The 21,614-nt window shown below is 71.1% G+C and carries 21 protein-coding genes; 17 read left to right on the forward strand and 4 right to left on the reverse strand.

The genetic code is table 11. The annotated features are described in order from the left end of the window. Positions 1–89: 89 nt before the first annotated feature. The 3 genes from IE153_RS13060 to IE153_RS13070 all read left to right on the forward strand — a co-directional run bounded on the left by IE153_RS13060 (position 90) and on the right by IE153_RS13070 (position 2,255). A complete protein-coding gene (locus tag IE153_RS13060) occupies positions 90–320 on the forward strand; it encodes a hypothetical protein (protein WP_189589867.1) in 231 nt (76 codons plus the stop codon). 169 nt (positions 321–489) lie between these two features. Then, positions 490–1,047: a SigE family RNA polymerase sigma factor gene (locus IE153_RS13065; RefSeq protein WP_189589868.1), complete on the forward strand. Its 558-nt coding sequence runs from the start codon at positions 490–492 to the stop codon at positions 1,045–1,047. Next, positions 1,044–2,255: a WD40 repeat domain-containing protein gene (locus tag IE153_RS13070; protein ID WP_189589869.1), complete on the forward strand. Its 1,212-nt coding sequence runs from the start codon at positions 1,044–1,046 to the stop codon at positions 2,253–2,255. The genes IE153_RS13065 and IE153_RS13070 overlap by 4 nt, the downstream gene beginning before the upstream one ends. Here IE153_RS13070 and dapA read toward each other — a convergent pair whose 3' ends face one another. Continuing rightward, complete coding sequence (dapA, locus tag IE153_RS13075; RefSeq protein WP_189589870.1) at positions 2,256–3,164, reverse strand: 4-hydroxy-tetrahydrodipicolinate synthase; 909 nt, start codon at positions 3,162–3,164, stop codon at positions 2,256–2,258. Positions 3,165–3,332: 168 nt separating this feature from the next. Between dapA and IE153_RS13080 the strand changes: the two genes are divergently transcribed. The 3 genes from IE153_RS13080 (at position 3,333) to IE153_RS13090 (ending at position 5,216) form a co-directional block, all read left to right on the forward strand. Then, positions 3,333–3,752: a phage holin family protein gene (locus IE153_RS13080; protein WP_189589871.1), complete on the forward strand. Its 420-nt coding sequence runs from the start codon at positions 3,333–3,335 to the stop codon at positions 3,750–3,752. Continuing rightward, positions 3,749–4,114 (forward strand): DUF3618 domain-containing protein, encoded by a 366-nt coding sequence (locus tag IE153_RS13085; protein WP_189589872.1) that lies wholly within the window; start codon positions 3,749–3,751, stop codon positions 4,112–4,114. The genes IE153_RS13080 and IE153_RS13085 overlap by 4 nt, the downstream gene beginning before the upstream one ends. A gap of 421 nt (positions 4,115–4,535) precedes the next feature. Next, positions 4,536–5,216: an antibiotic biosynthesis monooxygenase gene (locus tag IE153_RS13090; RefSeq protein WP_189589873.1), complete on the forward strand. Its 681-nt coding sequence runs from the start codon at positions 4,536–4,538 to the stop codon at positions 5,214–5,216. Positions 5,217–5,262: 46 nt separating this feature from the next. Here IE153_RS13090 and IE153_RS13095 read toward each other — a convergent pair whose 3' ends face one another. After that, positions 5,263–7,092 carry a DUF8508 domain-containing protein gene (locus IE153_RS13095; RefSeq protein WP_189589874.1) on the reverse strand — a complete coding sequence of 610 codons (1,830 nt, stop codon included), beginning with the start codon at positions 7,090–7,092 and terminating at the stop codon, positions 5,263–5,265. A 312-nt stretch (positions 7,093–7,404) separates the two neighbouring features. Between IE153_RS13095 and IE153_RS13100 the strand changes: the two genes are divergently transcribed. The 11 genes from IE153_RS13100 (at position 7,405) to IE153_RS13150 (ending at position 20,064) form a co-directional block, all read left to right on the forward strand. Further along, on the forward strand, positions 7,405–8,823 hold the full coding sequence (locus tag IE153_RS13100) for a hypothetical protein (protein WP_189589875.1): 1,419 nt from the start codon (positions 7,405–7,407) through the stop codon (positions 8,821–8,823). Positions 8,824–8,977: 154 nt separating this feature from the next. Then, positions 8,978–10,426 carry an alkaline phosphatase PhoX gene (locus IE153_RS13105; protein ID WP_189589876.1) on the forward strand — a complete coding sequence of 483 codons (1,449 nt, stop codon included), beginning with the start codon at positions 8,978–8,980 and terminating at the stop codon, positions 10,424–10,426. Positions 10,427–10,769: 343 nt separating this feature from the next. Next, positions 10,770–12,353, forward strand: a complete 1,584-nt coding sequence (locus tag IE153_RS13110; RefSeq protein WP_189589877.1) for a TROVE domain-containing protein — start codon at positions 10,770–10,772, stop codon at positions 12,351–12,353. Between the two features lie 99 nt (positions 12,354–12,452). Then, positions 12,453–13,094 carry a GntR family transcriptional regulator gene (locus IE153_RS13115; RefSeq protein ID WP_189589878.1) on the forward strand — a complete coding sequence of 214 codons (642 nt, stop codon included), beginning with the start codon at positions 12,453–12,455 and terminating at the stop codon, positions 13,092–13,094. A 48-nt stretch (positions 13,095–13,142) separates the two neighbouring features. Next, entirely contained in the window at positions 13,143–14,159 is a 1,017-nt protein-coding gene (locus IE153_RS13120; protein WP_189589879.1) for a 1-aminocyclopropane-1-carboxylate deaminase, read from the forward strand. A 94-nt stretch (positions 14,160–14,253) separates the two neighbouring features. Next, positions 14,254–14,658, forward strand: coding sequence for a VOC family protein (locus IE153_RS13125; protein ID WP_189589880.1), 405 nt, complete (start codon positions 14,254–14,256; stop codon positions 14,656–14,658). Between the two features lie 287 nt (positions 14,659–14,945). After that, positions 14,946–15,971, forward strand: coding sequence for a LacI family DNA-binding transcriptional regulator (locus IE153_RS13130; RefSeq protein WP_189589881.1), 1,026 nt, complete (start codon positions 14,946–14,948; stop codon positions 15,969–15,971). Between the two features lie 270 nt (positions 15,972–16,241). After that, complete coding sequence (locus IE153_RS13135) at positions 16,242–17,534, forward strand: ABC transporter substrate-binding protein (RefSeq protein WP_189589882.1); 1,293 nt, start codon at positions 16,242–16,244, stop codon at positions 17,532–17,534. 1 nt (position 17,535) lies between these two features. Beyond that, positions 17,536–18,558 carry a carbohydrate ABC transporter permease gene (locus tag IE153_RS13140; protein ID WP_189589883.1) on the forward strand — a complete coding sequence of 341 codons (1,023 nt, stop codon included), beginning with the start codon at positions 17,536–17,538 and terminating at the stop codon, positions 18,556–18,558. Beyond that, entirely contained in the window at positions 18,548–19,420 is an 873-nt protein-coding gene (locus tag IE153_RS13145; RefSeq protein ID WP_189589884.1) for a carbohydrate ABC transporter permease, read from the forward strand. Before IE153_RS13140 ends, IE153_RS13145 begins: the two co-directional genes overlap by 11 nt. A 68-nt stretch (positions 19,421–19,488) precedes the next feature. Continuing rightward, positions 19,489–20,064: a TetR/AcrR family transcriptional regulator gene (locus IE153_RS13150; protein ID WP_189589885.1), complete on the forward strand. Its 576-nt coding sequence runs from the start codon at positions 19,489–19,491 to the stop codon at positions 20,062–20,064. Positions 20,065–20,125: 61 nt separating this feature from the next. On the opposite strand, the gene IE153_RS13155 is transcribed toward IE153_RS13150, so the two are convergent. Continuing rightward, positions 20,126–21,328, reverse strand: coding sequence for a TerD family protein (locus tag IE153_RS13155; RefSeq protein ID WP_189590003.1), 1,203 nt, complete (start codon positions 21,326–21,328; stop codon positions 20,126–20,128). A 64-nt stretch (positions 21,329–21,392) separates the two neighbouring features. Next, complete coding sequence (locus IE153_RS13160) at positions 21,393–21,614, reverse strand: hypothetical protein (RefSeq protein ID WP_189589886.1); 222 nt, start codon at positions 21,612–21,614, stop codon at positions 21,393–21,395.

The raw sequence follows: 21,614 nt of genomic DNA on the forward strand, positions 1-21,614 counted from the left end.
CCCGGCGTGACCTCGCGGTGGTTTTGGCAGATGAACGGGTGGACGCAGTGTCCGATCAGACGCCGAACCGACGAAACGAGGACCGTGGCATGAGGAACGAGCGGGGGCGGGCCGGGGCGCGCCGGCTGGCCGGGGTGGTCGCGGCGCTGGCGGTGTGCTGGCTCCCTGCGGGGGCCGCGTACGCCGACGAGACCAACACCGGCTCGCACAACGGCCACCGGGTGGGTCTGATCAACGTCAACGTCGGTCAGATCGACGACCCGGCGGAGGACGTGCTGGAGCACACGCTGCTGTTCGGCGACGGGTACGCCTGGAACTGAGCGGGCAGATCAGGCAGGCAGACGGGACGGCCCGTGCCGCAGGGGACTGCGGCACGGGCCGTCCCCGTTCTTGTTTCCGGCAGGTGGCATAGCGGGGCGCCCCCGCACGCGTCACAGGAAGTACGGGGGGTGAGCGAAGGGTTCGCCCCGGGGGAGAGCGAAGGTGACGATGGATGCCGAAGCGCAGGAGAGTTTCCGGGAGTTCGTGGCCAACCGGTCGTCCGCGCTGCTGAAGACCGCCGTCCTGCTGAGCGGCGGCGACCGGCACGCGGGCGAGGACCTGCTCCAGAACGCGCTGATCAAGGCGGCAGGCCGCTGGGACCGCATCGACGAACCCGAGGCCTACGTCCGGCAGGTCCTCTACCGCCAGCAGGTCAGCCGCTGGCGGCTGAAGTGGCCGAGGCGTGAACTGAGCGTCGCCGAGCCGCCGGAGACCGGCACCGCCCCGGACACCTCCGGCGCCGCCGAGCTGCGTCTGGTGATGCGCGGCGCGCTGGCCCGGCTGACCGCGCGGCAGCGCACCGTGCTCGTGCTGCGCTACTTCGAGGACCTGCCGGAGGGTGAGGTGGCCCGCATCCTGGGCTGCTCCGTCGGCACCGTACGGTCCGCCACCCACCGTTCTCTCGCCCGGCTGCGCGCCCTCGCACCCGAGCTGGCCGTCCTCGGCCCGGCCGCCGACGAACAGCGGCCCTCCCGTGACTACTCGCCCGTGGAGGTGCGTCAGTGAACGTCGACGAACTCGTGCGTGACGCACTGCGCGACCAGGCCGACGGTCAGTCGCCCGCGGCTCCCGGCTTCGCCGACCGGGTGCTGGCCGTCCGCCGACGCCGCCGCACCAGGCGGATCGCTTCCGTCGCGGCCACGGCCGTCGCCGTGATCGCCGTCGCCGTGGCCGTGCCGGTGCTGGACTCCGGCAAGCAGGACGTACGCCCCTCGGGCGGTGTGCGGCAGACCAGCGTGACCCCGCACCCGGACCAGTCGCCGCCGCGGGACCTCATCGCTGCCGGGCGGGTGGCACTCGCCGCGTACTACACCAGCAGGACCGTCGAGCAGTCCGCCGACCGTGCCGTCTCGGAGCGTACGTACCGGCTGCTCAACCCCGTCACGAAGAAGTACGCCGAGGACGACCGGTGGTCGTACGTCGCGGTCGCCCCCGGGATGAAAACCGCCGCCGTACTGGAGCGGAACCTGCCCGTGCCGCGCATCGGGCTGCTTGATCTGGCGAGCGGACAGGTCAAGCGGTGGATCCCGGTCGACCGCCCGGTGGCGGGGGTGGAGTTCTCCACCGACGGCAGGAAGCTCATCGCGACGACGTACAGCAAGAACCCCGACCGCCGGGTGAAGATCGAGGGGTCGGAGGGCTGGGACGCCCCGTTCACGAAGTCGGACCGGACCGGGTTCCACGTCATCGACGTGGCCTCGGGGAGCAGTTCCTGGGCCGGGGTGGAGGTCGGCGGGGGCGCGCACAACCCCGACCCCTTCCTCAACTCCCGCCAGGACTTCGCGTTCACCCGCGACGGCCGTCTCGCCTGGTCCGGAATGCCCACCGAACCCGGCGAGAAGTTCTACGACTTCACCGGCAGGGAAGTGTCCGCGCCCGCGCTGGAACGATACCGGGACTGGTCCGTGGACGCGGGGGTGTCGCCCGACGGGCAACTGGTCGCCGGTCAGTTCGCGGGGCGGAAGTGGAAGACGTCGTCCTTCGTCCTCGACGCCCGCACCGGGAAGCAGCGGGAGGTGCGCGGGCAGCAGCTGCTCGCCTGGGCGGACGGGCACTCGCTCGTCGCCTGGGACATCGGCCGGGACGGGAACGAGTTCCACCAGCGGCTGGTCCTGGTGACCATCGGCAGTGAGAAGACGATCCCGCTCAGCGACTTCCGGTCGCCCAAGGACAACACCAAGGGGCGGTGGGAGCCGGTGTTCGCGGAGCGGTGATCATCTGCTGACCAGGTCTTCGCGGAGCGCCCGTAGCTCGTCGGTCGTTCTGCGGTCGGCGGGCCGAAGGGGGCTGCGGACGGGGCCCGCGGGGAGGGTCAGTTCGTCGAGGAGGGCCTTGACCGTGACGGTGCCCGGCAGGCCCGCCGACATGATCGCCTCGATGAGGGGGGTCGCCTGCTGCTGGAGGCGGGCCGCCCGGGCCGTGTCGCCCGCGTCGAAGGCGTCCAGGACCGCTCGCAGATGGGTGGGGATCACGTTGGCGACCGTGCTGACGTAGCCCGTGCCGCCCACGGCGTACAGCGCGAGGTTGTGTTCGTCGCAGCCCGCGTAGTACGCCAGGGCGGTGCGGGCCAGTACCTTCTGGGCGCCCAGGAAGTCCTGGGAGCAGTCCTTGACCGCGACGATCCTGGGGTGGTCGGCGAGGCGGAGGATCGTCTCCGGTTCGATGCGGGTGCCGGTGCGGGCCGGGATGTCGTAGAGCATGAGCGGGAGTTCGCACGCGTCCGCGATCTCTCGGAAGTGGGCCTCGATCGCGTCCTGCGGGGGTCTGCTGTAGTACGGCGACACCACCAACAGGCCGTCCGCGCCCGCCTTCTCGGCCTCCCGGGCCAGTTCTGTGGTGTGCCGGGTGTCGGGGGTGCCGATGCCGGCGACGACCTTCGCCCGGTCGCCCACCGCCTCCTTGACGGCAGCCACGAGGGCCGACTTCTCGGCGTCCGTGGTGGTGGGGGACTCGCCCGTCGTGCCGGAGAGGACCAGGCCGTCGCAGCCGTTCACCACGAGGTGGGTGGCGAGGTGCTGGGCGCCGTCGAGGTCCAGGGCTCCGGACGGGGTGAAGGGGGTGATCATGGCGCAGAGGGTGCGGCCGAGGAGTGGTGTGGGCGGCGGTGGTGGCGGTGTGGTCATGGGGGTAGTCTCGGCTCGATGTTCGTGTAGCTCCACTTAATTCTGCTACCGGGTATCGGTAAGGGATGCTTCATGGTCGGCCCACGGTGCGTGTAGTCGTCTCCGCTGGGGTAGCTGCGGGGCCGTTCGGGTACTCGGGTGGTCCTGACTTCGGGAGGAGGCGGAACCGTGACCGGGACCATCGATCATCGGGCCGTGCACGACGAGCGCCGCTCCGTGGGTGAGCTCGTCGGGCAGGCCACGGAGCAGCTCTCCACGCTCATGCGGCAGGAAGTGGCACTCGCCAAGGAGGAGCTGGCCGAGAAGGGGCGGCGTGCGGGGCGCGGCGGTGGGCTGCTCGGGGCGGCGGGTGCCGTCGCGTACGCCGGGCTGCTCGTTCTGTCCGGCGCGGGTGTCGCTGCGCTCTCGCTGGTGCTGCCGGTGTGGGCCGCGGCGCTGATCGTGACGGGGGTGCTGTTCGTGATCGCGGCCGTGCTGGCGGCGACCGGGCGGGCGCAGTTGCGGCGGGCCACGCCGCCTACGCCCGAGCAGGCTCTCGGGAGTGTCAGGGCGGACGTGGAGGAGATCAAGGAGAGGGCGCATCGATGACGGACGCGACGGGTGGGGCGAAGGGGCCCGATGAGCTGCGGCGGCAGATCGAGCGGACCCGTAGTGAACTGGGCAACACGGTGGAGGAGTTGGCGGGGAAGGCCGACGTGAAGGGGCGTGCGCGTGCGCGGGCGGCTGATCTGCGGGACAAGGCCGGGGCGATGACGGTGCAGTTGCGGAGCAGCGCCGCGCAGGCGGGGCACACCGTGCACGACAGGGCGGCGCATGCGGGGCCCGGGCCGGTGCGGACCGTTGTCCAGGCCGGCATGCGGCATCCGAAGCCGGTGCTGGTGGCTGGGGCGGCCGGGGCCGTGGTGGCTGTCGGGGTGGTGCGGTGGAGGCATGCGCACGGGCATCGCTGACGTCGAGTGGTCGAGTGGGGGTGCGCATGCGTTTCGCCTGACGGTGGGTGGGGGTGTGCGTGCGTTTCGCCTTCTCGCCGGTGGTGGGTCGGGGCCGCGCCGGGGGGTGTCCGTCCTCGGAACGGCGCGATGGACCTTCATACCGACTGACTGTCCGTTGACGCGCCAACCGCTGCGGGCGGACACCCCCCGACACGACCCCTTGCGTACGACGGCGGGTGCAGGAGCGTCGTGGCGCGCCCCAGCTGCGGGCATGCGTGCAGGGGCGGCACGGGGGCGCAGCGGCACCCCGTTCCGCCGGGTTGCGGACCAACCCGGCCCCGGCTGTGACGCCGAGTCGCACCGCCCCCTCTTGACCTCAAGCTTGGTCGAGGTTGAAAGGTGGGGTGTGTTCGCGACCGGCGCTACGACTGGAGTGTTCATGAGCCGTCGAACCGAGCAGCACCCCGACCTCACCGACCCCCGCGTCGGTGCTCCCTTCTTCAGTACATGGCGGGTGGGCACCGCTGAGCGGCAGCGGCGGACTGTGGAGGCCATCGGGCGTACCTGGGGGCGGCGGCCCTGGCCCGCCAGGGATCTGCTGGGGTATCACGTGTACGCGGGGCACGACGGGTCCACCCTGATGCACTACTCGCAGTGGACCGGCGAGCACGCCTACGAGTCGTTCGTGAAGGCACACCGGCAGGAGCGTGTCGACGAGATCGACACCGCCGTACCGGGCATCGAGCGGGTCGGGCTCGGGCGGTACCGGCGATACCGGAGCCGGGAGCGCGCCGTGGGAGATGCGAGGGTGCCGGGGCTGATCGTCACCGTGCGGGTCGACTTCGAGGCTGAGGAGCGCCGGGAGGAGTGGGTCGATCTCGTGGTGAAGGCCCTGGACGACGACCCGGAGGGGCACGCGGGGCTGGTGTCCGCGCACTTCCATCTGAGTACGGATGGCGGACACGTACTGAACTACGCGGAATGGGCCAGTGCCGATGCCTATGACCGGGCGCTGGCCGCGCCGTCGAGTGAGATGTGGGAGCGGGTGCGGGCGTATCCGGGCTTGCAGGGGAGCGTCGGCAGCCGGTACGAGCACGCTCTGGGGCTGGTGCCGGGGTGAGCATGGGTGGGCCGGCCGGGTTCTTCCCGGCCGGCCCTGAAGGGTGTTACGGGCGGAAGCGCAGGACCTGCGGGTCGTGGTCGCTGATCTGGTCGTTGAACTCCGCGTTGACGTGCACGCTGTCGTACTCGAAGTCGCAGTCGCGGCGGATCGACGGGCTGATCAGGATCTGGTCGAGGACCTGGCTGTTGCCCTGGTAGACGTACGAGTAACGCTCGCTGTGGGGGAGCGACTTGATCGCCGACCAGAGTTCGCCGCGGCCCTCGAGGAGCTGCGCGGTCTTCGAGAACTCGAAGTCGTTGATGTCGCCCAGCGCGATGACGTCCGCGTTCTTCTGGGTGTCGAGGATGTCCTTGACGAAGGCGTTCACCAGGGTGGCCTGCTGGTGGCGCTGCGTCTCGGAGCTGCGGGACGGCGGCTGGTACTGGGAGGTCAGGCCCTGGTCGCCGCCCTTGGAGTTGAAGTGGTTGGCGATCACGAAGACCGTGCGGCCGCGGAAGACGAACTCGCCGGCCAGCGGCTTGCGGCTGCTCTTCCAGGCCTCGTCGGCGGGGGCGATGCGGCCGGGGCTGAGGGTGAGGTGCGCCTTGCCGCGGATCTTCGTCACGGCGGTGGCCGTGGTGGCGTCGCCTCCGGGGCGATCCGCGAAGGAAACCCGCTCCGGGTTGAACAGGAAGGCCTGGCGGATGTTGCCGCCCGGCTCGCCGCCGTCGGTGTTGTCCGCCGGGTCGATCGAGCGCCAGTCGTACTTCGGGCCGCCGGCCGCGACGATCGCGTCGATCAGCTTGGTCAGCGTCTGGTCGGCGGCGACCGTGCCGTCGTTCTTCGCGCCGTTGTTGTCCTGGATCTCCTCCAGGGACACGATGTCGGGCGACTTCAGGTTGTGCACGATCGCCGAGGCGTGGGCGGCGAACGTGTCGTCGGTCGGGTCGAGGTTCTCGACGTTGTAGGTGGCGACCGCGAGTTCGGAGGAGCGCTGTTTGCGGGTCGTCTCGCGCTCCAGGCCCGCGCTCTTCAGGGTGCCGAGCTCGCTCGCGACCAGGGTGTAGCCGCCGAACTGGTTGTAGTCCAGGGGGCCCGCGGTGGTGCCGGCGAGGGTGTCGCCCACGTTCGCCTTGGGGAACTCCGCCGTCGCGCCGAGGGACTGGATCTGGAGGCGGCCCGAGTTCTGGTCGTCGTAGGAGCCGTAGACCGTGCCGCCGTGGCGGTTGCGGTTCTCGTGCGGCTTCACCGTCACCCAGAGCTCGGTGTACGGGTCGGTGGCGCCGACGACGCGGGTGTCGGCGACCCGTACGGACATGCCCTCACGTGCCTCGTAATAGTCCAGGGCGTACTTCGAGGGCTTCAGCGGGAGCGCGTTGACCGAGCCGTTCGCGGCGGTGTCGCCGGCCGGTGCGTAGGCGGCCGGGACCGAGCGCGAGGTGATCGCCGTGGCGGCGGGGAGCGCGTTGCCGCTGGAGACGACCGTGGTCGTCGGCTTGGTGATCTCCGTCAGCGACTGGTTGCCGGAGGTCGCGCCGCCGGGGACGTACTCCGAGACCGTGCCGGCGACCGTGACGGAGTCACCGACGGCGACCCCCTTCGGGGCCGAGCCGGTGAAGACGAAGACGCCCTCGCTGGTCGCCGGGTCGGCGTCCGGGTTCGGGTCCTGGATCCAGAAGCCGCGGGAGGAGCCGTAGGTCCGGATGCCGGTGACGATTCCGGCCACGTCCGTCACCTGCTGGCCGGCGTACGGGGACAACCGGGTGCTGCCCTGGATGTCGTGGATGCGGACCGACTCCGCGTGCGCGGGGGTGGTGAGGACGATCGTGGATGCCGCGGAACACGCGGCGGCGACGGTGAGCGCGGCGAGACGCGCGGACGACTTGCTCGGCAACGGGATTCCCTCCGGGGACGTGACAGGGCGCCGGGACGAGGGCGGACACGTGTGGAATGGCTGGCTGTCGCTACCTGTGGGGCGGATGCGATGACGCGCGTAGAAGGAGGGGACGGGTGGACCGGATGGGGCCGGCCCGGTGAACAAGTGTCCGCCGACTTCTACGCGCGTCAATCTCCAGCCTGTTCATGTCACTTGTCAAGGTTTCGGCCATGTACGGCGGCTGACGGAGAGATGAAGTGGGCGGCATGGGTGGAAATCCGTCTAGGCTGAGCGGCTGAGTCGTATGAGGCGCCCTAGGAGAAACAGCCGATGTCAGACAGCTCCCCCCTGCCGCCGGTGCGGCTGCACCCCGAAGCGGAGCTGGCGCGCGACGCCCTGTCCACGCCGTTGCTGTCCCGGGCCGCCCGGCTCGCCCGCTGGGCCGGGCCGGACACCCGTGTCGACGCCGGGGGCGGGCTCGTCGACGAGCAGCTGCCCGCGGCCGTCGAGGCGCTCGGACTGAGCGGGGACGACGCCGCCGCCGATGCGAGCGAGGCCTGGCGGGTCGCCGTGGACGCCGGACTCGTCGAGGTCGTCGACGAGGAGGAAGGCACCGTGACGGCCGGTGAGGACCTGGCCCTGCTCACCGGTGGCTCCCCGCAGGACGTGCTCGCCGTGTGGCTCGCCGCCCTGGAGACCGTGCTCGCCGACGCGAGCGTGCCCGACCTGGACGGGCTGGTGGACGAGGACGGCGAGGTCGACCTCTCCTCTCTCGACTGGGACCCCGAGGCCGAGGCCGAGTTCCTCGACGGCGTCCTCGGCAACCTCTATCTGCTGACCGCCGGCGACGACACGCCCGACGGTGCCCCGGTGCCGCTGCCGGCGCTGGCCGCCTCGGTGATCGTGCCCAGCGACATGGGAGAGCCCACCAACGACGTCCTGGAGCAGGTGTCCGACGCCATGATGCGGCTGGACGACCAGTTCCGGATGCTGGAGCCGGTGGGGTTCGTCGCGTACCAGCCGGTCGACGAGGCGCTCATGGCCGACGCCGACGAGGAGCCCGCGGCGCCCGTCGACGACACCGACGTCTCCCGGTACGGCATGGTCCGGCTCACCCCGCTCGGGCTGTACGGCATGCGCGCACGGCTGAGGGAGGCCGGGTTCGAGGCGCCGGCCGTCGGGGACCTCGCCGACAAGGGCGCCGACGTGCTGCTCGACGGCACGGCGGAGTTCCCGCCCGGTGCCGCGCAGGCCGAGACCGAGCAGTGGCTCCGGCGGCGGGAGCCGCTCGGCGCGGCGCGGGAGTTGCTCGCCGCGGCCCGGGGCTCCGACGCCGGGGCACCGCTGCGGCGGCTGAGGTGCCAGCAGGCCCTGTCGCTGGTGGGGGCCTCGGCCGAGCCCGCACTGCGGGAGGTGCTCGACGACGCCGAACTGGGCGGGCTCGCGCGGGTGTGGCTGACCGAGAACGGCGCGGTGGACGTGCCCGCGCCGTCCGAGGCGATGGTGTACTGGCTGACCATCGACACGGTGGCCGCGCAGCTCGCCGCGGAAGGGAATTCCGAGGAGCTGCGGGCCTTGGTGCAGGGGCTCGCGCAGCAGCACAGTGGGTTCTTCGCGGCGGTGTGGCGGGTCGATCATCCTGCGACCGCCGATGTGCTGGAGGCCATGGGGCGGTTGCATCCGGACAAGAAGGTGGCGAAGGAAGCGCGGAAGGCCGCGTTCAAGGCTCGGTCGCAGCAGGGGGGCTGAGCCTGGGGTGCGGGGTGCGGCGCCGTCGTGGCTTTTCGCGCAGTTCCCCGCGCCCCTGGGGTGTTGTTCAACTGGTGTTCACGGATGAGCGGGACGGTTTCGCCGAACGAGGTCCGCCACCCTCCACGGCATATCCACCGTCACAGGAGACACCATGTCGCTCACCCGTAGGGACTTCGCCAGAAACTCCGCGATCACCGGTGCCGGTGTCGCGCTGGCGGGCAGTGTCGGCGCCCTCGCCACCGCGCCGAACGCCCTCGCCTCCGACGACACCGGCAGCGCGGGGGACCGGGCGTCGGACGCCCGGCACGGAGTCGGCTACGGGCCGCTCGTCCCGGACCCCAAGGGCATCCTCGCCCTGCCCGCCGGCTTCGCGTACCGGGTCATCACGTACAGCGGCAAGACCAAGCTGGAGTCCGGCGAGTCCACGCCGTCCAACCACGACGGCACCGCCGCCTTCGACGGCCCCCGCGGCACCACCCTGCTCGTCAACAACCACGAGCTGAAGGGCCCGCGCGCCAACTGGGAGCACCCGGTGCCGCTCGCCGAGGGCCTCGTCTACGACCCCGCGGCCGCCGGCGGCTGCACCGTCGTCGAGGTACGGCCCGGCGGACGGGTCGCGGAATGGGTCGGCATCGCCGGCACCTCCACCAACTGCGCGGGCGGCGCCACCCCCTGGGGCACCTGGCTCACCTGCGAGGAGAACTCCGACAAGGCCGGCGTCAACGGCATGACCAAGGACCACGGTTACGTGTTCGAGGTCGATCCGTGCGACCGGCGCGCCAATCGCGGTCCCAAGCCGCTGAAGTTCTTCGGCCGCTACGACCACGAGGCCGTCGTCATCGACCCCAAGCGCGGCCACGCCTACCTCACCGAGGACGCCTCCGGCCCCAACGGCCTCTTCTTCCGCTGGACCCCGCCCCGCGGCTTCGAGTACGGCCCCGGGAAGTTCCGGAGGCTCGCCGACGACGCCGGCGTGCTCCAGGCGCCCAAGTGCTTCGACTCCGGCGGCACGTTCGTCGACGACCTGTCCCGCGCCACGAAGATCGGCACCGTGTACGGCGTCGACTGGGTGGACGTCCCCGACCGCGACGCCCGCACCACGCCCGTGCGCAAGCAGTTCAAGGACGGCGAGGTCACCCGCGCCCGCAAGCTGGAGGGCATGTGGTGGGGCGACGGCGGTGCCTACATCGTCTCCTCCTACGCTCGTGAGGAAAGCCCGGTCCAGCACGACGGCCAGGTCTGGTTCTACGACCCCAAGCGCCGCACGCTGACGCTCAAGGTCCTGCTCGGAGTGAACCCCGACCCGTCGAAGGACGGGGCGTTCGACGGTCCGGACAACATCACCGTCTCCCCGTACGGCGGCCTGGTCATCGCCGAGGACGGGGAAGGCGTACAGCACCTGTTCGGCGCCACCGACAGCGGACGCACCTACCCGATCGCCCGCAACGAGCTGAACATCGGCACCGAAGAGGAGCCGGAATACAGCGAGTTCACCGGCGTCACCTTCTCGCCCGACGGGCGGACCCTCTACGCCAACATCCAGACGCCGGGCATCATGCTCGCCATCACCGGTCCCTGGAAGCGGCAGAAGCGGTCATAAATTCGGTCGCGATTCCCGAGTTGCGCCTCCTACAGTGAGATCACAACGTCACGCACCTCCCGGTGCGATGGCAGCGGCTACTTCTCTTCCAAAGAATCCGACGCCGCCGCCGACTTGATCTCGGGAGGCGCAGCATGTGGTGGGTGCCCGGTGCGAAGGCAACGGTTACTTCCTGGGATCGGAGGGTTGCGGGTTCGAGTCCCGTCAGCGACTTCGGGTCGCTGTAGCTCAATTGGGTAGAGCATCTGAATTAGTCCGTCGCCGACTTCTGTCCTCGGGCACCCGCCTCTTTTCCGCATGCAGCGTCTCCCCCGAAATGCGAATGAATTCGGGGGAATTCACCATGGCGCGATTCAACTCCAAGGCAGCCCGCGCGCGTCCCGTCTCGCGCGTGACGTCCACCGGGCGTGTGCTGCGCACCTACGAGGGCGGCCGGGGCCGCGAGCGGGACGCCCGCTCCGAGCTCTTCCTGCTCGCCGTCTCCCACTTCGTCTCCCAGCAGACCTTCTACGAGACCGGCGCCGACCGCGACGACCGCTTCCAGCGGCTCGTGCGTGAACTCGCCGTCACCGACCCGGAGTGGACGGCCGGCCTGCTCGGCTGGCTGCGCGGCGCGGGCAACCTGCGCACGGCCTCGGTCGTCGGCGCCGCCGAGTACGTGAAGGCCCGCCTGGACGCGGGCGCGACCGACGGTCCGTCCAACCGGCAGGTCGTCGCCTCGGTCCTCCAGCGGCCCGACGAGCCCGGCGAACTGCTCGCGTACTGGACCGCGATGTACGGCCGCAACGTGCCGAAGCCGGTCAAGCGCGGTGTGGCGGACGCCGTGCGCCGCCTGTACCACGGCAAGGCGCTGCTGAAGTACGACACCGCCTCCAAGGGCTACCGCTTCGGCGACATCCTCAACCTCGTGCACGCGGCCCCGGACCCGGACAAGCCGTGGCAGGGCGAGCTGTTCCGGTACGCCCTCGACCGCCGGCACCACCCGGACACCGCCGTGCCGCCCGCGTCCGCCCACGTGCTGAACGCGCACCGTGAGCTGATGGCGCTGCCCGTGGAGGACCGGCGTGCGGTCGTGACCGCCGAGGGCGGTGCCGAACGGCTGGCCGGCGCCGGGATGACGTGGGAGGCGCTGGCGGGCTGGCTCCAGGGGCCGATGGACAAGGCGGCCTGGGAGGCCGTGATCCCCTCCATGGGGACCATGGCGCTCGTGCGCAACCTGCGGAACTTCGACGAGGCCGGGGTCTCGGACGAGGTGGCCGAGCGGGTCGCCGCGCGGCTCAGCGACCCGGCGGAGGTCGCGCGCTCGCGGCAGTTCCCCTTCCGGTACCTCGCCGCGTACCAGCACGCGCCGTCGCTGCGCTGGTCGTACGCGCTGGAGCGGGCGCTCGGTCACTCGCTGGCCAACGTGCCGGCGCTGCCCGGCCGGACGCTGGTGCTCGTGGACCGCTCGGGCTCGATGTTCTGGTCGCGGCTGTCCGACCGCTCGGAGCTCAACCGCGCCGACGCGGCGGCGATCTTCGGCACGGCGCTCGCGCTGCGGGCGGAGCGCGCGGACCTGGTCGAGTTCGGCTCGACGAGCGACCGCGTGACGTTCCGCCGGGGCGAGTCGGTGCTGAAGATCCTCGACCGCTTCGGCGACCTGGGCGGCACCGACACCACGGAGGCGGTCCGCCGGCACTACAAGAAGCACGACCGGGTGCTGATCGTCACCGACGAGCAGTACACGCACCACCACCGGGGCGACCCGACCGAGCAGGTCCCGGCCGACGTGCCGGTCTACACCTGGAACCTCGCGGGGTACCGGGCGGGCCACGGTCCGTCGGGCACGGGTAACCGGCACACGTTCGGAGGGCTCTCGGACGCCGCTTTCCGGATGGTTCCGCTGATCGAGGCCTCCCGGGACGCCGACTGGCCCTGGGCGGCCTGAGGGGCGACAGGCCGTGGCCCGCACCGCGTGGGGAGTGCGGGCCGCGGTTCTGTGCACGCATCTTGTTGAGCGCTGCACTGACATCTAACATTTCAGTTCATGGAAGCCATCCGGCCCGTGCCCCGGACCCTGCTCAGGGACCGTGCGTACGAGGCGATCAGGGACGCCATCGTGGCCGGGGAGATCGAACCCGGCGCGGTGGTGCGGGACGCCGAGCTCGCGGAGCGGCTCGGGCTGTCCCGGGCGCCGGTGCGCGACGCGTTCTCCCGGCTGGTGGACGAGGGGCTGCTGGAGAGCAAGCCGCAGAGCCACACCCGGGTGACCCCGCTCGTGGCCGCCGACGTACGGGACGCCGCCGCCGTGGTCGGCGCCATGCACGAGCTGGTGACGCGGGTCGCCGTGCCCCGGCTGGAGGCCGCTGACATCGAGGCGATGCGCGCCGCCAACGAGCGGTTCGCCGCCGCCGTGTCCGCCGGAGACGTGGACGCGGCGCTGCGGGCCGACGACGAGCTGCACGACGTGCTCGTCCGGGTGAGCGGCAACCGCGCCGCCGCCGCGACCGTCGCCCGCTACACCCCGCTCATCCGCCGTCTGGAGCGACAGCGCTTCGGTGAGGGCGGCAGCTGCCGATCGACCGGGTTGCACGAGCGGCTGATCGAGGCCTGTGCCGCCGGTGACGTGGACGGGGCGGTCCTCGTCACGGCGGAGATCTGGCGAGGCCTGGAGGAGCTCGCCGACTGAGGCCGGCCCCTACCGGCCGGCATCGATCGAGACGACCCCGGAGGATCCATGTCCCTCTCCTCGTGCGAGCGTTACCCCTTGCTCTTCGGGCCCTCGCCCGTGCACCCCCTGGAACGGCTCACCGCGCATCTCGGCGGTGCCACCCTCTGGGCCAAGCGCGAGGACTGCAACTCCGGTGTGGCGTACGGCGGTAACAAGACCCGCAAGCTGGAGTACCTGGTCGCCGACGCGCTCGCCCAGGGCTGCGACACCCTCGTGTCGATCGGTGGCGTGCAGTCCAACCACACCCGCCAGGTCGCGGCCGTCGCCGCCCGGGCCGGGCTCAAGTGCGTGCTCGTGCAGGAAAGTTGGGTGGACTGGCCCGACGCCGTGTACGACAAGGTCGGCAACATCCTGATCAGCAGGCTCGCCGGGGCCGATGTGCGGCTGGTGAAGGCCGGGTTCGGCATCGGCTTCAAGGAGAGCTGGGAGCGGGCGCTCAGGGAGGTCGAGGAGGGCGGCGGGAAGCCGTACGCCATCCCGGCCGGGGCCTCCGACCATCCGCTCGGCGGACTCGGGTTCGCCGGGTGGGCGTACGAGGTCGCCGAGCAGGAGCGGGAGCTGGGCGTCTTCTTCGACACCGTCGTGGTCTGCTCGGTGACCGGGTCGACCCAGGCCGGCATGGTCGCCGGGTTCGCCGCGCTGGAGGAGGCGGGTGGGCGGGCCCGGCGCGTGCTCGGCGTCGACGCCTCGGCGAAGCCGGCCGCGACCCGCGGCCAGATCGCCCGTATCGCCGACCGCACGGGACAGCTCATCGGCTTGAAGCGCGAGTTGACCGAGTCCGACGTCGAACTCGACGAGCGGTACCACGCGGGTGTGTACGGCGTCCCCGACGAGACCACCCTGGCGGCGATGCGGCTCGCCGCCCGGACGGAGGGGATGGTCACCGACCCCGTCTACGAGGGCAAGTCCATGGCCGGGATGATCGACCTGGTGTCGAGGGGCGAGATCGGCTCCGACGCCACGGTGCTCTACGCCCATCTGGGTGGGCAGCCGGCGCTGAACGCGTACAGCGCGTTGTTCTGACCGGCGGGGGGCGGGCGGCTGCGTCGGGGTGTGGGGGAATCATCCGGCGGGCCCTCGGGTTGTGCCGGTCAGTCGACGTCCTGGAGGAGCCGCCATGTCCGATCAGCCCGCCGTCCGCGAACTCCGCCTCGTCGTGACCGCCGAGGACTACGACGCCGCGCTGCACTTCTACCGGGACGTGCTCGGCCTGACCGAGCAGGGCGCGTTCGCCTCGGAGGACGGGCGGGTCACGATCCTCGACGCCGGCCGGGCCACCCTGGAGCTGACCGACCCGAACCACGCCGCGTTCATCGACGAGGTCGAGGTGGGGCGGCGGGTGGCCGGGCACATCCGGGTCGCCTTCCAGGTGGACGACTCCGTCGCCACGACGGCGAAACTGGCCGCCGCGGGAGCCGAGGTCGTGGCCGAGCCGACATGCACTCCCTGGAACTCCCTGAACTCCCGGCTCGAAGCGCCGGGTGCGCTTCAGCTGACGCTTTTCACGGAACTCGGCGACTGACGGGGCGGTGGATGCCGGGTTCGGGTGGTCCGTCGGCTGCGGCCGCTTCGCCTGACCGCGGAGTGTGGGTCGGGGCCGCGCCGGGGGGTGTCCGTCCTCGGAACGGCGCGATGGGGTCTCACGCCGACTGACTCCCCGTTGACGCGCCAACCGCTGCGGGCGGACACCCCCCGACACGGCCCCTACTCGCCGTACGCGGGTGTGGGCGCGCGGTGGCGTCCGTGGCGGAGGGCGTCCGTCCGGCTTCCCCTGCCGGGCGGGGTTCGGGGGCGGATACAGTGCTGGGCGTGTGGACGGACAATCAGCGTGCAGAGCGGTCCGACGGTGCCCGGCGCCGGGCCACGATCCACGACGTCGCACGGCTCGCCGGGGTGTCGCGTCAGACGGTCTCGCGGGCGGTCAACGACAAGGGCGAGATCGACCCCGGCACCAAGGAGCGGGTCCTCGAGGCGGCGCGGCTCCTGGACTACCGGCCCAGCCGGTTCGCGCGCGGACTCGTCCAGAAGGGTGCGGTGACGGCCGGTCTGGTCATCCCGGACCTGCGCAATCCGTTCTTCCCCGAGGTGGCCGCCGGAGTGCTGGAGGCGGCCGAGCAGCGGGGCTGGCAGGTCGTGGTGTGGGACTCCCGGATCGACGAGGCCCGGGAGCGGGAGGCGCTCGACGTGCTCTCCCACCAGGCGGACGCGGTCGTCGGCTACTTCAAGGACCCGGACGACGTGCTCACCCGGCACCTCGGGGGCGTGCCGCTGGTGCTGCTGGAGCGCGGCCCGCAGCAGACCCGGTTCGCGGCCGTGGGCATCGACGCCGCCTCCGGTGTCGAGCAGGGCATGGACCATCTGTTCCGCGCCGGGCACCGCAGGATCGGCATGCTGGACGGTGTGCACGGCCCCGGCCCCCGCAGACAGGCCTTCGTGCAGCAGGCGCGGCGGCTCGGTCTGCCGGTCGACGAGGACTGGGTCGTGGTGTGCCCCGAGCACAGTGTGGCCGGTGGTGAGGCCGGCATGGAGCGGCTGCTGGCCCAGCGGCCCGACGTCACCGCGGTCTTCGGCTTCAACGACCTGATCGCGGTCGGGGCGATGCGCACCGCCCGTCGGCGTGGCCGGAGCGTTCCGGGCGACCTGGCCGTGCTCGGCTTCGACGGTCTCTCGCTGGGCGAGCTCGTCGAACCCGCCCTGACCACCCTGCACATCGACAAGCGGCAGCTGGGGCGGCTGGCCGTGGAGCAGGTGGCCCGCCTGCGCGCGGGCGAGGAGCCGCTGCGGGGCGCGGACGCGTGGGTGACACCCGAACTCGTGGTGCGCGACTCCGCCTGACATCGGTGGATCGGCAGCGCCGTTCCCTTGACACCGGTTTTCGAGGCCCTCGATACTCGACGGCACCGCTCACGTGAACGTTCACGGACGCTCAGAATCCCCCACCGCGAGAGCGTCGGGCCGACCCACAGCCGCCCGCCGACATCGTTGTCTTCGCTTCCTCATCCCGGAAGCATTCCCCCCATCCCCGTGTGAACGGGCCCGCGGCAGCGCTCTGCTCCGGCCGCGGCATGCCCGGAAAGCGAGTGCGCGCCCATGGAACACCGAACGATGTCCCGCAGACGCTTTCTGGGGGCCTCCCTGGGCGGCGCGGGCGCCGGCCTGCTGACACTCTCGGGATGCGGGACCGCCGAGGGATCGGCGTCCGCCGGCTCCGACCACCTCAGCCTCTGGTACTGGAAGGGCTCACTCAGCGACAAGCTGCTCGCCACCGCCCGGCGCGGCGTCCCCGGCGTCCCGGGGCTGAAGGTGAAGGGCTCCCAGGTCCCGGACGGTGACATCGACTCCAAGGTGCGCACAAGTCTGGCCGCCCGCGCCTACGTTCCGGACCTGACGGTCGTCAACAACGACAACCTCGCCACGTTCTTCCCGGACGAGGACGAGTTCCTCGACCTGCGGGACCTCGGCGCCGAGTCCGTCCGCGACCGGTACCTCGACTGGAAGTGGAAGGCCTGCTTCACGCCGACGGGCCGGATGATCGGCTTTCCCCTCGACGCCGGTCCCACCGCGCTCTACTACCGCCGCGATCTGTTCGAGCGGGCCGGGCTGCCCCACGAGCCGGCGGATGTCGCCGAGCAGATCCCCACGTGGGAGGAGTTCATCGCCGCCGGACGGACGCTGCGGCGGAAGGCGCCGGGCAAGCCCTGCCTCGTGAGCAACATCGGCAACGTCTTCCAGCAGGTGCTGCTGCAGAGCCCGAAGCAGTTCGTGGACGCCGACAACCGCTTCATCGGCGACCAGGAGCACATCCGGCGCGCCTGGGACCTGTCCGTGGACATCCTCCGCCAGGGCCTCAGCGCCCGGATCACGGACGGCACGCCCGACTTCAACGGGGCCATGAGCGGCGGCCGGGTCGCCACCATGACCACGGCCGTGTGGGCCATCAACGGCCTGAAGGACACCGCGCCGAAGACCTCGGGGTCCTGGCGGCTGACCACGCTGCCGGACGGCCCCTGCAACTACGGCGGCTCCTACGTGACGTTGACCCGCTACTGCCGGGAACCGGAGGCGGCCTTCGCCTTCCTGACGTGGCTGCTCAGCCCGGCGAACCAGCTCGAGAGCTACCAGGAGATGGCCCTGTTCCCCACCACTCCCGCTTCCTACGCCGACCCGGCGATGCACAAGCCCGACCCCTTCTTCGGCGGCCAGCAGCCCATCGACGTCTTCGGCCCGGCCGCCCAAAAGGCCCCCGTCGTCTACTTCAGCCCCTACGAGGAGACCGCCAACACCCCGTTCTTCCAGGAGCTGGCCAATGTCGAGACGCTCGGCAAGAACCCCGAGCGCGCCTGGCGGGACGCCGTGAACACGGCCGAGACCGCGCTGACACGGCTGGGGGTGAGCTGACATGGCCACGGTTCTCGACCCGGCCGGTGCGCCGGCGACGGACGAGCGGCGTGCCGATCGCCGTGGCGGATCCACCCCTCCCGGCGGACGCCGGAGACATGTCCCGCCTCTGCTCGCCATCTCGCCGTTCTACATGCTGTTCGCCGTCTTCGGCGCCTTCCCCGTGGTCTTCTCCATGTACCTGTCCGTCCAGGACTGGGACGGCATCGGGGACATGCGCTTCGTGGGGCTCAAGCAGTACGGCTGGCTGCTGAAGGACTCGGTGTTCTGGCACTCGGTGCTCAACACCTTCGAGATCTGGTTCCTGTCGACGGTACCGATGCTCTTCCTGGCGCTCGTGCTGGCGTTCCTGCTGCATTCGCAGGTCCGCTTCGCCGGTGCCTACCGGGTGGCGTACTTCATCCCCAACGTCACCTCGATGGTCGCCATGACCATCGTCTTCGGCTCGGTCTTCGCCCAAGCGGGTCTTGCCAACGCGCTGCTCAGGGCCGTCGGGCTGGACGGCATCGGCTGGCTGTCCTCCGAGTGGGGCATCAAGGCGTCGGTGTCCATCATGATCATCTGGCGGTGGGTCGGCTACAACGCGCTGATCTTCCTCGCGGGTCTCCAAGCCATCCCCACCGAGCACTTCGAGGCCGCGCGCGTGGACGGCGCGAACAGTTGGCAGACCCTGTTCCGGGTCGTGGTGCCGCAGCTGCGTCCGGTGGTCCTCTTCGCCGCGGTCACCTCCACCATCAACGGCCTGCAGATCTTCACCGAGTCCCAGGTGCTCTTCCAGTCGACCGACGTCGGAACCACGGGCGGACCGGGTCAGGAAGGGATGACCATCGTGCTCTATCTGTGGCAGAAGGCCTTCAAGGAGCACCAGTTCGGCTACGGCGCCGCGATGGGCTGGCTGCTCTTCGCCATCATCGCGGTGTTCACGATCATCAACTGGCGGCTGGTGTCCGGCTCCGACCGCGACGACCGCCGGCCCGGCATCGCCGGACTGCTGCGCCGCAAGGGGGCTCGTGATGGCCGCTGAACACCGGGCGACCGGAAACGCGGGGCTCGCGATCGGCTCCGGCAGCAGGCTCTCCCGGATCTGCGTCCGGGGCGTGCTGCTGCTCGGTGTGCTGATCTCGCTGTTCCCCTTCTACTGGCTGGTGGTGATGGCCTCCGGCACGACCCAGGACATCTACGACTACCCGCCCAAGCTGGTGCCGGGCCCGCATCTGCTGGACAACATGGGCCGGGTGCTCGACACGATCGACTTCTTCGGCTCGCTGTTCAACACGGTCGTGGTGGCCGTCGTCGGCACCGCGCTCGTGCTGTTCTTCGACTCGCTGGCGGCCTTCGCCTTCGCCAAGTACGAGTTCCCGGCGAAGAAGTTCCTCTTCGGCATGCTGCTGGTCACGTACATGATCCCCGCGCAGCTGTCCCTGGTGCCGCAGTTCGTCACCATCGCCGAGTTCGGCTGGGCCGGATCGCTGAAGGCGCTGATCGTCCCCGGCGCGGCCAACGCCTTCGGCATCTTCTGGATGCGCCAGTACGCGCAGAACTCCCTGCCCGACGAACTGCTGGACGCCGGGCGCATCGACGGCGCCGGCTTCTTCCGCCTCTACGGGCAGGTCGCCCTGCCCCTCTTCCGCCCGGCCCTGGCCTTCCTCGGCATCTTCACGTTCATCGGCCTCTGGAACGACTACATCTGGCCCCTGGTCGTGATGATCGACCCGGAGAAGGTCACACTCCAGGTGGCGCTGGCGAATCTGAACGTCCTCTACAACGCGGACTACGCCCTGGTGATGGCCGGTGCGCTGATGAGTGTCATCCCGTTGATCGTGGTGTTCCTGTTCGGGGCGCGGCACTTCCTGCGGGACCTGGCGGCGGGGGCGATGAAGATGTAGGGGCCGGGTGCCGGCGCGCCCTCTCGGTAGAGTGCGGAGAAAGTCCCCGGTTCGTGAGGAGAGGTCGCGTGGCGCAGGTCAGGCCCATGCGGGCGGATGCCCGGCGCAACCACGAGCGGTTGCTGACCGTCGCCGCGGAGGCCTTCGCCGAGCACGGGGAGGGCGCCTCGCTCGACGACATCGCCAAGCGTGCCGGGGTCGGCTCCGGCACGCTGTACCGGCATTTCCCGACCCGGCAGGCGCTGCTGGAGGCCGCGTATCTGGACCGTGTCGAGGCGATCGCGGCCCGGGCCGGTGTGCTGGCGGAGGAACTGCCGCCGGGCGCAGCGCTGGGGGAGTGGCTGTACGAACTGGGCGCCGGGATGATCCGGATGCGAGGGCTGAAGGCGCTGCTGGGTCCGGCCGTCACGGACTCCGGCTCCCTCGTGAACACGGCCTGCGGCGACTCGGTCAGGGCCGCGGCCGGGCGGCTGGTCCGGGCGGCGCAGGCGGAGGGCACGCTGCGGGCGGACGTCGAGCCGAGCGACGTGCTGCGGCTGGCTCACGGGATGGCGACGGCGTCGGAACTGGCCGACGGGGAGGACCGGCACCTCCGGCGGTATCTGACGCTGCTGATCGAGGGGCTGGGCGCGGGGCGCCGCTGACGCGGTGAGCCGGACGCCCCCTGGGTGAGGGGGCGTCCCCGGAGTCCGGCCCGGTGGCGGGTCAGAGCGCCTGCGCCGCCGGCTTCACCATGCCCCTCACCGTGCGGGACTTCACGAAATCGCCCATGGCCGTCATCTCCCACTCGCCGGAGTACTGGCGGATGAGCTTGGCCATCAGGACACCGGTCTGGGGTTCGGCGCCGGTGAGGTCGAAGCGGACCAGTTCCTCGCCGGTCGTGCCGTCCAGGAGGCGGCAGTAGGCCTTGGCGACCTCGGTGAACTTCTGGCCGGAGAAGGAGTTCACCGTGAAGACCAGGCCCGTGACCTCCTGGGGGAGGCGGCCGAGGTCGACCATGATGGTCTCGTCGTCCCCGCCGCCCTCACCCGTGAGGTTGTCCCCGGAGTGCCGGATGGCGCCGCCGACGATCTGGAGCTTGCCGAAGTAGCAGCTGTCGATGTGGTTGCGCTGCGGCCCGTAGGCGATGACCGAGGCGTCCAGGTCGATGTCCTTGCCGCGGTAGGCAGGCTCCCAGCCGAGACCCATCCGGACCTGGGCGAGCAGGGGCTGGCCGCCCTTGATCAGGGAGACCGTCTGGTTCTTCTGGAGGCTGACGCGGCCCTTGTCGAGGTTGATCTTCCCGGCGCCGGGCGCGGGCGGGGGAGGCGTGGCCGGGGCGGCCGGGGGCGCGGCGGGGGTGGAGACGGGCGGGGCGGGCGGCTGCACCGGGGCCGGCGGCGGGGTCACCGGCTGCGGCGGGGCGGCGGCGGCCGGTTCCTCCACCGTGACCCCGAAGTCCGTGGCGATGCCCGCCAGGCCGTTGGCGTATCCCTGGCCGACGGCGCGGGCCTTCCACTGCCCGCCTCGCTGGTAGACCTCCACGATGACCAGGGCCGTCTCGTCGCCGAGCTGCGGGGGCGTGAAGGAGGCAAGGACGGCGTTGTCGTCCGCGCTGCGGATCGTGGCCGTCGGCTCGATGCCGCGGAAGGTCTGGCCCGCGGCGTCCGGGCTCGCCGTGACGACGATCTTCTCGATGCCGGGGGGAAGGGCCGTGGTGTCGACCACGATCGCGTCGGGCGCGCCGCCACCGCCCGAGCGGTAGGTCACGCCCGGGCCCGACGGCTGGTTGTAGAAGATGAAGTCGTCGTCGGAGCGCACCTTGCCGTCGGCGGTGAGCAGCAGGCCCGATACGTCGAGCCGCACCGGAGCGGCGACGTCCACCGTCACGCGGGCGGCGGACAGGGGGATGTTCGAGCCGGGGGTCATAGCTGTCATGCCGGGTGAACGAGCGAAGCGGTTTTGCCGTTCCCTTACCTTGCCGCCAATCGGGTCACCGGCGATTGCGGGGGTGATCGCGGGCGGTGCGCTCGTTGCCGCGCTTGTAGTTGCCCGTCCAGCGGGCCATGACGAGCTGGGGGTCGGGGGTCTCGACCTCGGCGAGGAACTGCGCGGCGCGGGGGCCGTTCAGGGTGGTGGCGGGGCGGCCGTGGTGGCTGATGCGGACGGTGCCGCCCGCGTGCTGCTCGTAGGTGAATCCATGAGGTCTCGGCAT

It is taken from the genome of Streptomyces massasporeus (assembly GCF_014648995.1).
Classification (GTDB): Bacteria; Actinomycetota; Actinomycetes; order Streptomycetales; family Streptomycetaceae; genus Streptomyces; species Streptomyces massasporeus.